Below are 15,480 nucleotides of genomic sequence, written 5' to 3'. Positions count from 1 at the left end.
GTATCCGCTCAAGGTCTAGGCTCTGCCCATGTTCTGGCCCATGCTCGCCATCGCCCTCGGCTTCCTCGGCATCGCCGTCCTCGGTGTCCTCGGCATCAAGGTCTTCCTGGAGGTCCAGCGCCTCGGCCGTCAGGTGGCCGACACCACGGAGCGGATCACACAGGCCGCCGAAGAGCTCGAAACGGCCGCCGTGGGACTGGCCCGAACCGGCGAGACGCTGCGCTGAGCCGGTGCCGTACGCTGCATGAAGCGGCCTCGGTCCGGACTTGTGGGACGCAATCGGGAGTATGCACGGGCATTGCCTCGCGTTTACTCCTGCGGGTTACGATCGCAGGCAGCGCGGTGGCCGGACACATGTCCGACCCGCCGGGCACGCACTCCATGTCGCCTCGGTGAAGAAGGTAAACAGCTATGGGTAGGCTCGGCCCCACCGAGATCATTCTCATCCTCGTCGTCATCATCCTGCTGTTCGGCGCCAAGAAGCTCCCGGACATGGCCCGCTCGCTGGGCAAGTCGGCCCGCATCCTCAAGAGCGAGGCCAAGGCGATGAAGTCGGACGACCAGCAGAGCGCCCCCGCCGACCCGCCGCACGCCGGTACCGGAGCGCAGGACCAGCAGCCCGCGCCGCGTACGATCCAGGCCGCTCCCGGTGACGTGACCAGCTCGCGTCCCGTGACCGAGCCGTCGGACACCACCAAGCGCTGACCCGGTCCGCCGTCGCCGCCGCACCATGCGGCGGCTGCCGCACGAGATGAGGACGTGGGTTGCCCAAGTCTGCCCGCAAGCAGGAGAAGGATCCCGAGGGCCGGATGCCCCTCGTGGAGCACCTGCGTGAACTCCGCAACCGCCTGGCGAAGGGGCTCATCGCCATCACGGCGGTGACGATCGTGGCCCTCGTGTACAGCGAGGAGCTGATGCAGTTCCTGGCGGATCCGGTGCCCAAGTGCCCACCGGGCGTCACCAGTGACGGCGGCAACTGCGCGCAGGTCGTCTTCAGCTCGCTGATGGCCCCCTTCAGCGTGACGATCCAGCTGTCGCTGACCGCGGGCCTCGTCATCGCCAGCCCCGTCTGGCTCTACCAGCTGTGGGCCTTCGTCGCGCCCGGACTGCACAAGAGCGAGAAGAAGTACACGTACGCCTTCGTCGGCGCGGCCGTGCCGCTGTTCACCGCCGGCGCCTACCTGGCGTACCTGATCCTCCCCATCAGCGTGAAGGTGCTCATCAGCCTCACGCCCGCCGGCTCCGCGAACCTCCTCTCGCTCGGTGACGTCCTCGACTTCACCCTGCGCATGGTGCTCGTCTTCGGCCTCGCCTTCGAGCTGCCGCTCGTCCTGATCATGCTGAACCTCACCGGTGTCCTCACCGGCCGTCGCATGGCCGGCTGGTGGCGCGGCGTGATCATGGGCGTCTTCGTCTTCGGTGCCGTCATCACCCCGACCACCGACCCGGTCGGCATGATCGCCCTCGCGGGACCCATCACGATCCTGTACTTCGGGGCCGTCGGCTTCTCGCTCCTGAACGATCGCCGCCGCAAGCGCAACAACCCCGACGCCGCACTCGACGACGACGAGGCCTCCGTCCTCGACCTCACGCCCGAGACCGTCGGCGCCGTCGAACCCGTCCCCGCCGCCCGGGCCCTGCCCGAGCAGGCCACCGGACCGGGCGAGACCGGGGGTTCCGCAGCGCACCGGCTCAACGGCTACGACGACATCACCTGATCTGGTCGGGGTCCCCCCGGACATCGTCCGGGGGGACCCACGCATGACCGGCGGCATCTCTGTCCTCGCCGGCGTCACTGCTCTCCCACGCGCACCGCATCGCACGCGCACCGCGCCGTACGCGAACGCCCCTGCGCGCCTCTCGCGAGCCCCGGGAGCATTGCCCCGATAAAGATCGCGTCACTGTCAGAGGTGGCGGGTAGGCTCGACAACAAGATGACAGAGGACCTCACACCAGCCGAGCGGTACGCGGCCGCCCTCGCCCGAAACGCCGAGCAGGCCACCGCGCTGTTCCCCTTCCGCGAGCTCTACGACTTCGATCTGGACCCCTTCCAGATCGAGGCCTGCAAGGCCCTCGAAGCGGGCAAGGGCGTGCTCGTCGCCGCGCCGACGGGCTCCGGCAAGACCATCGTCGGCGAGTTCGCCGTCCATCTCGCCCTCAGCCAGGGCCGCAAGTGCTTCTACACGACGCCCATCAAGGCGCTGTCGAACCAGAAGTTCGCCGACCTCGTCAAGCGGTACGGCGCGGACAAGGTCGGGCTGCTCACCGGTGACAACAGCGTCAACGGGGACGCGCCGATCGTCGTCATGACCACCGAAGTCCTCCGCAACATGCTGTACGCGGGGTCCCAGGCGCTCTCCGGCCTCGGCTACGTCGTGATGGACGAGGTGCACTACCTCTCCGACCGCTTCCGCGGCGCCGTCTGGGAGGAAGTGATCATCCACCTCCCCGAATCCGTCACGCTGGTCTCACTCTCCGCGACCGTGTCCAACGCCGAGGAGTTCGGCGACTGGCTCGACACCGTCCGCGGCGACACCGAGGTCATCGTCTCGGAGAGCCGTCCCGTGCCCCTCTGGCAGCACGTCCTGGCCGGACGCCGGATGTACGACCTCTTCGAGGAGGAGACCGACCACGGCGGCCGCGGCTCCTCCCGCCGCGAGGTCAACCCCGACCTCGTCCGCCTGGCCCGCACGGAGAACTCGACGTACAACCCGCGTGACCGGCGCCGCGGCAAGATGGTCCGCGAGGCCGACCGCGAGCGCGAGCGCCGCCAGCGCTCCCGCATCTGGACGCCCGGCCGCCCCGAGGTCATCGAGCGCCTCGACGCCGAGGGGCTGCTGCCCGCCATCACCTTCATCTTCAGCCGCGCCGCCTGCGAGGCCGCGGTGCAGCAGTGCCTCCACGCCGGGCTCCGCCTCAACAACGAGGAGGGACGCCAGCGCGTCCGCGAGATCGTGGAGGAGCGGACCGCCTCCATCCCCACCGAGGACCTCCACGTCCTCGGCTACTACGAGTGGCTCGAAGCGCTGGAGCGGGGCATCGCCGCCCACCACGCCGGCATGCTCCCCACCTTCAAGGAGGTCGTCGAGGAGCTCTTCGTCCGCGGCCTCGTGAAGGCGGTCTTCGCCACCGAGACCCTCGCCCTGGGCATCAACATGCCCGCGCGGTCCGTCGTCCTGGAGAAGCTCGTCAAGTGGAACGGCGAGCAGCACGCCGACATCACGCCCGGCGAGTACACCCAGCTCACCGGCCGCGCCGGCCGCCGTGGCATCGACGTCGAAGGCCACGCCGTGGTCCTCTGGCAGCGCGGTTTCGACCCCGGCCACCTGGCCGGACTCGCGGGCACGCGCACCTACCCGCTGCGTTCCAGCTTCCGGCCCTCGTACAACATGGCGGTCAACCTCGTCGACCAGTTCGGCCGGCACCGCTCGCGCGAGCTCCTGGAGACCTCCTTCGCGCAGTTCCAGGCCGACCGCTCCGTCGTGGGCATCTCGCGCCAGGTGCAGAAGAACGAGGAGGGCCTGGAGGGCTACCGCGAGGGCATGACCTGCCACCTCGGGAACTTCGAGGAGTACGCGCGGCTCCGCCGCGACCTCAAGGACCGCGAGACGGAACTGGCCCGGCAGGGTGCCGCCCAGCGGCGCGCCCAGGCCGCCGGCTCGCTGGAGAAGCTCAAGCCGGGCGACATCATCCACGTCCCGACCGGCAAGTTCGCGGGCCTCGCCCTCGTCCTCGACCCCGGCATCCCCGCGGGGCGGACCAACGGGCACCGCGGCTTCGAGCACCACGACGGACCGCGGCCCCTCGTCCTCACCGCCGAGCGGCAGGTCAAGAGGCTCGCCTCCATCGACTTCCCGGTCCCCGTCGAGGCGCTCGACCGCATGCGGATCCCCAAGTCCTTCAACCCGCGCTCGCCGCAGTCCCGCAGGGACCTGGCCTCCGCGCTGCGGACCAAGGCCGGGCACGTCCATCCCGAGCGTCACCACAGGCAGCGCGCGGCCGCCGCCGACGACCGTGAGATCGCCCGGCTTCGCACCGCGCTGCGCGCCCACCCCTGCCACGGCTGCGACGAGCGCGAGGACCACGCCCGCTGGGCCGAGCGCTTCCACCGTCTCCAGCGCGACACGCAGCAGCTGGAGCGGCGCATCGAGGGGCGTACCAACACGATCGCCCGGACCTTCGACCGGATCGTCGCGCTCCTCACCGAGCTCGACTACCTGCGGGGCGACGAGGTCACCGACAACGGCAAGCGGCTGGCCCGGCTTTACGGCGAGCTCGACCTGCTGGCGAGCGAGTGCCTCAGGGACCGTGTCTGGGAGGGGCTCACCCCGCCCGAACTCGCCGCCTGTGTCTCGGCCCTGGTGTTCGAGTCGCGCCAGGCCGACGACGCCGTCGCGCCGAAGCTGCCCACGGGCGACGCCAAGGCGGCGCTCGGTGAGATGGTCCGGATCTGGGGGCGTCTCGACGCCCTCGAGGAGGAGTTCAAGATCAACCAGGCGGAGGGGGTCGGCCAGCGCGAGCCCGACCTCGGCTTCGCCTGGGCCGCCTACCAGTGGGCCTCCGACAAGAGCCTCGACGAGGTGCTGCGCGAGGCGGACATGCCCGCCGGTGACTTCGTCCGCTGGTGCAAGCAGGTCATCGACGTCCTCGGCCAGATCGCCGCGGCGGCGCCCAGGGAGAACAGCACGGTCTCCAAGAACGCCCGCAAGGCCGTCGAATCGCTGCTGCGGGGTGTCGTCGCCTACAGCTCGGTGGGCTGACCCTCCCGGTTCCTTTCAGGCCGGTGCCCGTGGTGATCACGCCACGGGCACCGGTCGTTCCGTCCCCTGTGCGCGGGGTTGTCCACAGGGCGTTGTCCACAGGGGTGGCGCCTGGGTCGGCCCTTCCGCTTGCATGGACTCGCACACGGGGAAGGCCAGTTGGGGAGGGGACGCACATGACCACGGAAGCCGGTCAGGACGCCGGGGCACGCGGCGACACGGCACAGCCGACACCGGGGATCGTCGACGGCCCCCGAGGGCTGCCCCTCCTGGGGAACCTGCCCGCGTTCGGCAAGGACCCCCTCGCCTTCTTCGAACAGCTGCGGGAGCGCGGTGACTTCGTCCGCTGGCGCTTCGGGCGCGGACCCGCCCTCTTCATCGCCCACCCCGACACCGTGGGCGAACTCCTCACCGAGGTCGAGCGCACCTTCGACCAGCCCGACCTCGGCATCGCCTTCCGCACCCTCCTCGGGAACGGGGTCGTCGTCGCCAAGGGCGCCGACTGGCGGCGCAAGCGCTCCCTCGTCCAGCCCTCCGTCCGCCCCAAGCAGGTCCGGTCCTACGCGGCGACCATGACGGAGTGCGCAGTCGATCTCGCCGACCGGTGGAGCGACGGACAGCCCATCGACATCAAGAGGGAGATGGCGGCCCTCACCCAACTCATCGCCGTCCGCACCATCTTCGGCGTCGATACCGCCGCCGACGCCGAGGCCATCGGCCGGGCCATGGACATCGCCCAGCAGGAGATCGGCGCCGAGTTCAGCGGCATCGGCGCGATCCTGCCCGACTGGGTCCCCACGCCCGGACGCGCCCGCATCAAGCGTGCCACCGCCGTCATCGACGCGGAGGTCTCCCGAGTCGTCTCCCGGCACCGCGACGGCGACACCGAGCGGCCGGATCTCCTCAGCCGTCTCCTCGCCGCCCGGGACGAGACCGGTGCCCGGCTCTCCGACCAGGAGATCCGGGACGAGACCGTCACCCTCTACATCGGGGGCCACGAGACGACCAGTTCGACGCTCGTCTGGGCCTGGTATCTACTCTCCCGCAACCCGCAGGTCCGTGACGCCCTCACGGAGGAGCTCGACCGGGTCCTCGCCGACCATGAACCCGGCTACGACGACTACGCCTCCCTTCCGTACACCCAGGCCGTGGTGAAGGAGACCCTCCGCCTCTACCCGACGATCTGGCTCATCACCGGCATCGCCAAGGAGGGCGCCACCCTCGGCGGCAGGCCCGTCCCCGTCGGCACCCGCGTCTGGTCCAGCCAGTGGGCTACGCAGCGCGACCCCCGGTGGTACGGCGAGGCCGAGGCCTTCCGCCCCGAGCGGTGGCTCACCAACGAGGACGGCCAACCCGCCGAGCAGATACCCGAGTACGCCTGGTTCCCCTTCGGCGGCGGCCCCCGCGTCTGCCTCGGCACCCGCTTCGCCCTCGTCGAGGCCGTCCTGGTGCTGGCCGTCCTCGCCCGCCGCTTCGAGCTGGAGCTCTGCACCAGGGACATACGCCCGGTCCCGAGCCTCACCCTCCAGCCGGACCGCGAGGTCATCGCCACGGTCCACGCCCGGAGCTGACGCCGGGCCAGGGAGTCGGGGAGGGGGCATGGCTGGTGCCGCTATCGTCACCGGATGTCTGAAGAATCCGAGAAGTTCGACGCCGCGATGACGACGTGGCAGGAGTGGCAGGAGGCCCCCTGGGGCCGCCTCCGCTACACCCTCGCCGAGGCGAATCTGATGCGGCATCTCGACGGCCCCGACGGCCCCGACGGCCCCGAGAACGGACGAGCCCTGCGGGTGCTCGACCTGGCGGGCGGCGACGGCGGCGACGCGCTGCGTCTCGCCGCCCGTGGGCACCACGTCACGGTCGTCGACTACGCACCGGCGATGCTCGCCGCCGCGGCCGAACGTGCGGCGGCGGGCCTGTCGGAGCGGATGAGCTGCGTCCGTGCCGACGTGACCGCCCTGCCGGCCGACCTCGCGGCGGGGGAGTTCGACGTGGTGCTGTGCCACAACCTGCTGCAGTACGTGGACGACGTGCCCGCGACCCTCGCCGGGGCTCTCGCACCGCTGAAGGACGGAGGACTGCTCTCCCTCATGGCCATCAACCGGAACTCGGCGCCCCTGAACATCGCCGTCCGGGAGATGGACCTGAAGGCGGCACTGGCCGCCCTCGACAACGACCGGCTCGCGACCGCGATGTTCGACGCGGAGCTGACGCTCCACACGGCGGAGGAGATCGTCCCGCTCCTCCGGGACCTCGGTTGCCTGGACGTACGGCACTACGGCATCCGCACCTTCTGCGACTACATCACCGACGACGTCCGCAAGTACGACAAGGAGTACTACGACGACCTGGAGCGCCTGGAGCTGGCCACCACGGCGAGACACCCGTACCCGCACACGGCCCGACTCTTCCAGCTGACGGCCCGGAAGAGGGCTGTCTGATCCTGCCGCCGGCTGTCCGCCGGGGCCGGACGTCCCCCTCACTCATGGGGCGGCCCTGGCAGTTCGTCCCCGCTCTCGCCCCGTTCGGCCAGGCTCCTCGCCAGGTCCCGCAGATCGTCGGAGCGCAGGATCCGGCCGGCTGAGCCGGGGAGGGGAACGTGCAGTTCGGACGTCCAGCGGGCGGGGAGGGCGTCGGGGCCGTGGACCGCACCCGCGAGCATGCCGGTCACGGCCGCCACGGTGTCGGTGTCGCCGCCCAGGTCCACTGCCGCGCCGAGGGCCTCCTCGAAGGAGTCCGTGGTGCGCAAGGCCCACACCGCCGAGCCCAGGCAGGGCCAGACCGCGCCGTTGAACTCGGTGGCGTCGTCCGGGTGCCAGGCGGGGTCCAGGACCCTCGCCCAGCGCTCGCGGTGCTCCGGGGCCACTTCGGCGAGCGTGGCGGGCAGTGCTGCGAGCGGGTCCTCGCCGAGGAGGGCGACCCGGACCAGCTCGTGGAGGATCGCCGTACCCTCCCAGGCCGCGCCGTCGCCGTGTGTCAGTGCCGCGATGCGCCGCCCGGCGTCCATCGTCGCCGTCCGGCCCCGCGCGGCGAAGTAGACGGCGGAGGTCGACGCTCGCATGAGCGAACCGTTCCCCGCGGCACGGCCGTTGACCTGGAAGTGCAGGGAGGCCGCGAGGTCCCACGGGTCTCCGCCGAGCAGGACCTGCTCCGTCTGGAGACCGATGTCCTTCGGGTCGGCGGCCGCCCACCGGCGGAACCTGCTGAAGATGTCCGGTAGGTCGAGACCGCCCCGTTCGAGGAGCGACTCCCCGACGAGAACGGCCATCTGGGTGTCGTCGGTGGCCTCACCCGGATCCCAACCTCCGCCTCCGCACAGCTCCCCGACGCCGTCCGGGAACCGCTCGCGGAAGACGCCGGGCAGCCCGAACTCGAAGGGTGCGCCCAGTGCGTCGCCCACCGCGGAGCCCAGGACGGCGCCCACGGCGCGGTCGGTGTTTCGCATGGTGGGGAGACTAGTCCGCGCCCCGGGTCTTCCAGGCTCGGGCCGCGAGGAAGGGTGGGAGGGCGAGGGGGGAGAGGAGGATCGTCAGGAGGAGGAGTGGGGCCATCAGGAAGGGGGAGAGGGCGAGGCGGCGGGACTCGCGGTACATCCACTGGCCCAGGAGCAGGTCCCAGGCGAGGATCTGGGCCCAGATCGCGCCGGCGCCGTTCGGGAGTGCGGCCAGTTCGCGGAAGGTGTCGATGTCGGGGCTGCTGACCGCCGTCCACAGCTCCGGCATGACGGGGGCGGCCAGGACGGCCCAGACCGCGAGGAGCGGGAGGACGGTCAGCGGTGAGGCGGCGACGCGGTCGGTGATCCGCCGTCCCGGCGCGAAGATCATCAGCAGCCAGACGGGCGCCGCGAGGAGGAACGTCAGCTCGAAGAGGAAGGCGGTCATGCCGCGACCTCCTCGGCGAGCGACGGGGCGGGGGTGCGGAGGGAGAGCGCGGTCGCGGCGCCGCCGAGCAGGACGATCGCTCCCGTCGCGGCGAGTGTCACGGCGTCCGGTGAGAACAGGGCCTGGCCGCGCAGGGCCTGCCAGGTCAGCAGGACGACGGTCGCCGCGTACGTCCCCGCGGCCGTGAGCGTGAGGCGCAGCCGCACCCGCTCGTCGGCGAGGCGTGCGAAGCGCGGTGCGAGAGCGGCCAGGACGAGCAGGAGCAGCGGGAGCAGCTGGAGCGCGTGCATGCCGAAGAAGTGAGGGATGCGCAGGTCGCCGCCGGTGGTCGACCAGCCGGTCAGCGGCATCGAGGGGCCGCCGTCCGGGACCCCGACGCTGTGGGAACCGGTGATCGGGGCTTCGTCGACCGCCAGCTGCTCCGGGGTGGGACGCACCATCAGGAAGCCCACGGCGGCGCCCGCGAGGGCGATGAGGGAGGAGAGGCGGACGGCCCAGGCGGTGGCGCGGTCGAGGATCCGGGCGCGCAGCAGGAGTACCGCGATGACCAGGGCGCTCAGCCACAGGATCGCGATGCTGGCTCCCATGATCTGGAAGACGGCGTTGTCGAAGGGAGTCGCGTGGTTGAAGTGGCTCTGGGTGCCGCGGACCACCTGGAGGGTGATGAGCACCATCTCGATCGTCAAGGAGACGGCGACGACGGTTCCGGCCCACCAGCCGACGCGGTGGGCGCGGTGGGTCGTGGGGAGCAGGGAGATCATCCAGGCGAGCGAGAGCGTGTAGGCGACCAACGAGACCGAGAACTTGAACGGCTTGGTCCAGATCGGCACGCCGACCAGGATCCGGTCGTCGACGGCCAGGCCGACGGCGGAGACGAGTGCGAGGGCGACCATCGAGCCGGCGAACCAGACCAGCGGTCGGTGCAGCCGGGCGAGTGGGCTGAGTGCGGACAGGCCGAGTGAAGGCATAGCGATCCCCCCGTGGGAAAGTATGGATAGTGGCACTTGCCGCTATCTGATAGCGCCACTATCTATGATGGGGGTGTCGGTCGGCAAGGCCGTTGAAGGCCGGAAAGGTGAACACGCGGTGCGCATCGGAGAGTTGAGTCGCAGGACCGGAGTGTCCGTACCGACGATCAAGTTCTACGTACGGGAAGGGCTGCTGCCGGCCGGAGAGTTGACGAGCCCGAACCAGGCCTCGTACGGGGAGACGCACGTCCAGCGCCTCCGGCTGATCCGGGCGCTCCTCGACGTGGGCGGCATGTCGGTCGCGGCGATCCGTGACGTGATCGTGGCGGTCGAGGACCCCGAGCGGTCGATGCACAAGGTGTTGGGCGTCACGGCGAACCGGCTGGTGCCTCGCTACGAACGTGAGCCGGACACCGTGATCGAGGAGGCGCGGAAGAGCGTCGCGGAGCTCGTCGCCGCGCGTGGCTGGCACGCCTATCCGGAGAACCCGGCGGGGGAGGCGCTGGCGGCGGCCCTCGCCGCGCTCGACGACGTCGGCCACGGCGGGTTCGTCGAGATCCTCGACGCCTACGCGGACGCGGCGGAGAAGGTGGCGCGGGCGGACATGGACTACGTGGCACATCACGTGGCGCGAGAGGCGCTCGTCGAGAGCGCGGTGGTCGGCACGGTGCTCGGCGACGCGATCTTCGCGGCGCTGCGGCGGCTGGCGCACGTGGACGCCTCGAACCGCGTCTTCGGCGGGCCGGCCGACAGGGAATGACGTGAGGTGACGTGACGTCGTGAGGTGAGTGATGTCGAGAGGGGGGTGGGGCCCTCGGCCCCACCCCCCTCTCGCATGCTCGGAGCGTCAGTTCTCCTGCTCGCGCTCCACCTGGTCGTTCCACTCGCGCTTGATCGCGCGCCACGCCTCGTCCGTCTTCCCCAGGCGCCAGTACCCCGAGATCGACAGCCGCTCGCGCGTCACCCCGCGGTCCATCCGCAGGTGCCGGCGGAGGTCCTTCACGAAGCCCGCCTCGCCGTGGACGAAGGCGTGCACGTCGCCCGCCGGGAAGTCCAGCGCCTTCACGGCCTCGACGACGGCCTCGCCCGCCGGGCGGTCGCCCCGGTGCAGCCAGGTGACGTCCACGCCCGCCGCCGTCGCGAACTTCTGCTCCTCCGCGGCGTCCGAGACCTCCACGAAGGCGTGCACCCGCGCGCCCGAGGGCAGTCGCTCCAGCGCCACCGCGATGGCCGGCAGGGCGCTCTCGTCACCCGCGAGCAGGTGCCAGTCCGCCGCCGGGTCCGGTGTGTAGCCGCCGCCGGGGCCGAGGAAGCGCACGGTGTCGCCCGCCTGCGCCCGCGCCGCCCAGGGGCCCGCGAGGCCCTCGTCGCCGTGGACCACGAAGTCGACGGTCAGCTCGCGGTGGACCGGGTCCCAGGCGCGCACCGTGTACGTCCGCGTCGTCGGCCACTGCTCCCGGGGGAACTCCTCCCGGATCCGCTCCATGTCGAACGGCTCGGGGTAGGCGACCCCCTCGGGGGCGAACAGCAGCTTCACATAGTGGTCGGTGAACTCGCCGGCCTCGAAGGCGTCGAGTCCGGGGCCGCCCAGGACGACCCGCACCATGTGCGGCGTGATCCGCTCGGTGCGCACCACGCGCGCTTCGGTGGCCTTGGGTGCCTTGCGGGCCGGCTGCTCTGCCACGAGGGGCTCTCCTGACTGTACGAACTTAGGTATGCCTAAGCTAGCATCCCGCCGCGCTGCCGCCCAGGGTGGATCAAGGTGATCAGCGTGCCAGTACGGGCAGCAGGCGCCCCACCGCCCCGCCCAGACCCCACCGCTTCACCAGCGCGTCCAGCGCCGCAGGGTCCCGGGGCACTGTCGGTAGGGCCGGGTCGAACTCCGGCAGCGGTACGTCTCCGGCGACCCGCACCACCGTCGGCGCCACGTCCAGGTACGCGGCCGCCTCCACGATGCCGCGCCGCTTCGCCGGCGTCAGCTTCGACGTCCGGTCCTCGGCCGCCGCCCGGACCCCCGCCAGATCCCCGTACTCCGTGATCAGCTGCGCGGCCGTCTTCTCGCCGATGCCCTTCACCCCGGGCAGCCCGTCGCTCGCGTCCCCGCGCAGCGCCGCGAAGTCCGCGTACTGGTCGGGGCGCACGCCGTACTTCGTACGGATCAGCTCGTCGTCCACCAGGTCGCAGTCGCCGACGCCCTTGCGGGGGTACAGCACGCGCACCCCGCGCGCGTCGTCGACCAGCTGGAACAGGTCCCGGTCGCCCGTGACGATGTCCACCGGCCCGGCGGCGCGCCCCGCGAGCGTCCCGATGACGTCGTCCGCCTCGTACCCCGCGGACCCGACCCGGGCGATCCCGAGCGCCGCGAGGACCTCCTCGATCACCGGCACCTGCGGGGAGAGCGTGTCGGGGACCTCCTCCACGTCCGGGCCGGTCTCCGTCTCGACGACCACCCGGTGCGCCTTGTACGAGGGGATCAGGTCCACCCGCCACTGCGGCCGCCAGTCCTCGTCCCAGCAGGCCACGAGCTCGTCGGGGCGGTGGTCCTGGACGAGCCGGGTGATGAAGTCGAGGAGCCCGCGGACGGCGTTCACCGGAGTGCCGTCCGGCGCGCGGACCGAGTCCGGCACACCGAAGTAGGCGCGGAAGTACAGGCTGGCGGTGTCGAGGAGCATCAAACGTCGGGTCACCCGCCCGATCATGCCGCACACCACCGACAGAGCCGCGGACATGCACCACGCCAACGACAGAAGCACGGACCTGCCGCACGCCAGGGGGCTCCGCGGGCGGCGGCCCAGGGTCCGGAGTGACCCCCGTCACCTTTGCGTTTGCACTCTGTGAAGCCGGGCAGGCGCGAGCCCGGAGCGGAACCCGGTGCGGGATTCGACAGCGAGAATCCCCGCACGCGACGGGCCGCGGGCCGATCCCGCCCGCTCCACGGCCCGGCCGCGCGGGGGTGGCGGGCCGTTCTCGTTGCTACTCGTGAGGTCTATGTGTCCAGGCTCCAGGCCGATCACCTCTACAAGGTGTTCGGCAGACGAACCGATGAAGCCGTCCGGCGCCTCGCCGACGGCGCCGACCGCGACGAACTGCGCGCCGAAGGGACGACGGCCGCTGTCGTCGACGCCGGCTTCGTCGTCGAACCCGGTCAGATCTTCGTCGTGATGGGCCTGTCCGGATCCGGGAAGTCCACCCTTCTCCGCATGCTCAACGGCCTGCTCGAACCCACCGCGGGACGGGTCCTCTTCGACGGCCGCGACCTCACCGCGCTCTCCCCCCGCGAGCTGCGCGCCGTCCGGGCCACCAAGATCAGCATGGTCTTCCAGCACTTCGCGCTCTTCCCGCACCGAAACGTTCTCGAGAACGCCGCCTACGGCCTGGAGGTCCAGGGCGTCCCGCGCGCCGAGCGCGAGACCCGCGCCGCCGAGGCCCTCGAACTGTGCGGGCTCGCCGGCTGGGAGAAGTCCTGGCCCGACGAGCTCTCCGGCGGCATGCAGCAGCGCGTCGGCCTCGCCCGCGCCCTCGCCACCGACGCCGACCTGCTCCTCATGGACGAGTCCTTCAGCGCGCTCGACCCGCTCATCCGCCGCGACATGCAGGACCAGCTCCTCGTGCTCCAGCAGCGGCTGAAGAAGACCATCGTCTTCATCACCCACGACCTCAACGAGGCCATGCGCCTCGGCGACCGCATCGCCGTCATGCGCGACGGCCGGATCGTCCAGCTCGGCACCGCCGAGGACATCCTCGTCCGCCCCGCCGACGACTACGTCGCCTCCTTCATCCAGGACGTCGACCGCTCCCGCGTCCTCACCGCCGCCGCCGTCATGACCGACGGCGCCGTCCCGGCCGACTGCCCCGAGGGCTGCGCCTGCCGGGCCGTCGGACCCGACACCCTCGTCGCCGACCTGTGCGCCGTCGCCGCCCTGGCCCCGCACCCCGTGACCGTCCAGGACTCCGACGGCTCCGTCCTCGGAGTCGTACCGACGGAACGGCTCCTCGCCGTCATGGGCGGGCTCGCGAGCGAGGAGGTGACGGCCCGTGCCTAGGCTCCCCCTCGGTGAATGGACCGACAGCTCCGTCGACTGGCTCCAGGCCCACCTCTCCTGGTTCTTCGATGCCGTCAGCACCGGCGTCACCGGCCTCTACGACGGCATCGACGCCGTCCTGTCCGCACCCCAGCCGCTGATCTTCGCCGGCATCCTCGCCGTCGTCGCCTGGTGGCTGCGCGGCCTCGCCGCCGGCGTCCTCGCCTTCGCGGGCTTCGCGCTCGTCGACTCGGTGCAGCTGTGGGACGAGGCGATGGCGACGCTCTCCCTCGTCCTCGTCGCCACCCTCGTCACCCTGGTGATCGCCGTCCCGCTCGGCATCTGGGCGGCCCGCTCCCAGACGGTCAGCGCCGTCCTGCGGCCCGTCCTCGACTTCATGCAGACCATGCCGGCGATGGTCTACCTCATCCCCGGCATCATCTTCTTCGGGGTCGGAGTCGTCCCCGGCATCATCGCCACCATCGTCTTCGCGCTGCCCCCGGGCGTCCGGATGACCGAACTCGGCATCCGCCAGGTCGACGGCGAACTCGTCGAGGCCGCGGAGGCCTTCGGCACCACCCCGCGCGACACCCTCCTGCGCGTGCAGCTCCCGCTCGCCCTGCCGACGATCATGGCGGGCGTCAACCAGGTCATCATGCTCGGCCTGTCCATGGTCGTCATCGCCGGCATGGTCGGCGGCGGCGGCCTCGGCGGCGCGGTCTACCGCGCCATCGGCAACGTCGACATCGGCCTCGGCTTCGAGGCCGGCGTCTCCATCGTCGTCCTCGCCATGTACCTGGACCGGATGACCGGCGCCCTCGGCCGCCAGGTCTCCCCGCTGGGCCGCCGCGCCGCCGCCAAGGCGCGCGCCGCGCTGAGCGCCAAGCGGCCCGGGGCGAAGCTCTGGGCCCACCGGCCGCAGCCCGTCACCGCCCTCGTCGGCGTCGTCGTGCTCGCCCTCGTCGCCGGCGGTACGGGCTTCCTGGGCCGGGCCGGCGGCGCGACCTCCACCACCGCCTCCGGCCCGAACAGCGGCCACGGCAAGAAGATCAGCATCGGCTACATCCCCTGGGACGAGGGCATCGCCTCCACGTACCTCTGGAAGGAACTCCTGGAGCGCCGCGGCTACGAGGTCGACACCAAGCAGCTGGAGGCCGGCGCCCTCTACACCGGCCTCGCCGGCGGGCAGCTCGACTTCCAGACCGACGCCTGGCTCCCCGTCACCCACGCCCAGTACTGGGAGAAGTACCGGAACAAGCTGGAGGACCTCGGCTCCTGGTACGGACCCACCTCCCTGGAGCTCGCCGTCCCCTCGTACGTGAAGGGCGTCGACTCGCTCGCCGACCTCAAGGGCAAGGCGGGACAGTTCAAGGGCCGCATCGTCGGCATCGAGCCCAGCGCCGGAATGATGGGCATCCTCAAGGACAAGGTCCTCAAGGAGTACGGCCTGGAGGGCGAGTACGAGGTCGTCGACGGCTCCACCCCCGGCATGCTGGCCGAGCTGAAGCGCGCGTACGAGCGCAAGGAGCCGGTCGTCGTCACCCTCTGGTCCCCGCACTGGGCCTACTCGGCCCACGACCTGAAGAAGCTCACCGACCCCAAGGGCACCTGGGGCAAGGGCGACGGCGTCCACACCCTCGCCCGCAAGGGCTTCGCCGCCGACAATCCCGAGGTCGGCGCCTGGCTGAAGAACTTCGAGCTCACCGAGAAGCAGCTCACGGACCTCGAAGCCGTCATCCAGGAGACCGGCAAGGGCAAGGAGCAGGAGGCCGTCCGCGTCTGGCTCGACCGCAACCCCGGCCTCGCGGAGAAACTCGCCCCCCAGTAGGAAGCCTTCGTTCACTGGCTG

The 15,480-nt window shown here is 71.3% G+C and carries 14 protein-coding genes; 9 read left to right on the top strand and 5 right to left on the bottom strand.

What is annotated here, in order from left to right; translation table 11 throughout:
- The first annotated feature begins 28 nt into the window (after positions 1–28).
- The 6 genes from SGA01_RS25095 (at position 29) to SGA01_RS25070 (ending at position 7,201) form a co-directional block, all read left to right on the top strand.
- The gene (locus SGA01_RS25095) at positions 29–226 is read left to right on the top strand and encodes a hypothetical protein (RefSeq protein WP_055644459.1); all 198 of its coding nucleotides are present in this window, start codon (positions 29–31) and stop codon (positions 224–226) included.
- A gap of 185 nt (positions 227–411) precedes the next feature.
- Positions 412–705, top strand: a complete 294-nt coding sequence (gene tatA, locus SGA01_RS25090; RefSeq protein WP_141298675.1) for a Sec-independent protein translocase subunit TatA — start codon at positions 412–414, stop codon at positions 703–705.
- Between the two features lie 104 nt (positions 706–809).
- The gene (gene tatC / locus SGA01_RS25085; RefSeq protein ID WP_174867475.1) at positions 810–1,718 is read left to right on the top strand and encodes a twin-arginine translocase subunit TatC; all 909 of its coding nucleotides are present in this window, start codon (positions 810–812) and stop codon (positions 1,716–1,718) included.
- Positions 1,719–1,934: 216 nt separating this feature from the next.
- Entirely contained in the window at positions 1,935–4,760 is a 2,826-nt protein-coding gene (locus tag SGA01_RS25080; RefSeq protein ID WP_141298671.1) for a DEAD/DEAH box helicase, read from the top strand.
- Between the two features lie 176 nt (positions 4,761–4,936).
- On the top strand, positions 4,937–6,331 hold the full coding sequence (locus tag SGA01_RS25075) for a cytochrome P450 (protein WP_229918027.1): 1,395 nt from the start codon (positions 4,937–4,939) through the stop codon (positions 6,329–6,331).
- A 54-nt stretch (positions 6,332–6,385) separates the two neighbouring features.
- Entirely contained in the window at positions 6,386–7,201 is an 816-nt protein-coding gene (locus tag SGA01_RS25070) for a methyltransferase domain-containing protein (RefSeq protein WP_141298669.1), read from the top strand.
- A gap of 38 nt (positions 7,202–7,239) precedes the next feature.
- Here SGA01_RS25070 and SGA01_RS25065 read toward each other — a convergent pair whose 3' ends face one another.
- The 3 genes from SGA01_RS25065 to SGA01_RS25055 are packed head-to-tail and all read right to left on the bottom strand — an operon-like array spanning position 7,240 to position 9,534.
- Positions 7,240–8,205, bottom strand: coding sequence for an ADP-ribosylglycohydrolase family protein (locus tag SGA01_RS25065; protein WP_141298667.1), 966 nt, complete (start codon positions 8,203–8,205; stop codon positions 7,240–7,242).
- Between the two features lie 10 nt (positions 8,206–8,215).
- Positions 8,216–8,641, bottom strand: a complete 426-nt coding sequence (locus tag SGA01_RS25060; RefSeq protein ID WP_141298665.1) for an ABA4-like family protein — start codon at positions 8,639–8,641, stop codon at positions 8,216–8,218.
- Positions 8,638–9,534, bottom strand: a complete 897-nt coding sequence (locus tag SGA01_RS25055) for a hypothetical protein (protein WP_141298727.1) — start codon at positions 9,532–9,534, stop codon at positions 8,638–8,640. The genes SGA01_RS25060 and SGA01_RS25055 overlap by 4 nt, the downstream gene beginning before the upstream one ends.
- Positions 9,535–9,727: 193 nt before the next feature.
- Between SGA01_RS25055 and SGA01_RS25050 the strand changes: the two genes are divergently transcribed.
- Positions 9,728–10,369 carry a MerR family transcriptional regulator gene (locus SGA01_RS25050; RefSeq protein WP_141298663.1) on the top strand — a complete coding sequence of 214 codons (642 nt, stop codon included), beginning with the start codon at positions 9,728–9,730 and terminating at the stop codon, positions 10,367–10,369.
- 87 nt (positions 10,370–10,456) lie between these two features.
- Here SGA01_RS25050 and SGA01_RS25045 read toward each other — a convergent pair whose 3' ends face one another.
- Complete coding sequence (locus SGA01_RS25045; RefSeq protein WP_174867467.1) at positions 10,457–11,293, bottom strand: siderophore-interacting protein; 837 nt, start codon at positions 11,291–11,293, stop codon at positions 10,457–10,459.
- Between the two features lie 82 nt (positions 11,294–11,375).
- Positions 11,376–12,281 carry a 5'-3' exonuclease gene (locus SGA01_RS25040; protein ID WP_229918050.1) on the bottom strand — a complete coding sequence of 302 codons (906 nt, stop codon included), beginning with the start codon at positions 12,279–12,281 and terminating at the stop codon, positions 11,376–11,378.
- Between the two features lie 318 nt (positions 12,282–12,599).
- On the opposite strand from SGA01_RS25040, the gene SGA01_RS25035 reads away from it, so the two are divergent.
- Together SGA01_RS25035 and SGA01_RS25030 are read left to right on the top strand one after the other, a co-directional pair.
- Positions 12,600–13,652 carry a quaternary amine ABC transporter ATP-binding protein gene (locus SGA01_RS25035; RefSeq protein ID WP_141298659.1) on the top strand — a complete coding sequence of 351 codons (1,053 nt, stop codon included), beginning with the start codon at positions 12,600–12,602 and terminating at the stop codon, positions 13,650–13,652.
- The gene (locus tag SGA01_RS25030) at positions 13,645–15,459 is read left to right on the top strand and encodes an ABC transporter permease/substrate binding protein (protein ID WP_141298657.1); all 1,815 of its coding nucleotides are present in this window, start codon (positions 13,645–13,647) and stop codon (positions 15,457–15,459) included. Before SGA01_RS25035 ends, SGA01_RS25030 begins: the two co-directional genes overlap by 8 nt.
- The last annotated feature ends 21 nt before the right edge of the window (positions 15,460–15,480 follow it).

The organism is Streptomyces gardneri, from assembly GCF_006539185.1.
GTDB classification, from domain to species: Bacteria; Actinomycetota; Actinomycetes; order Streptomycetales; family Streptomycetaceae; genus Streptomyces; species Streptomyces gardneri.
Note: the sequence above shows the minus strand (reverse complement) of the source record. Positions and strands in the feature narration are given on the sequence as shown.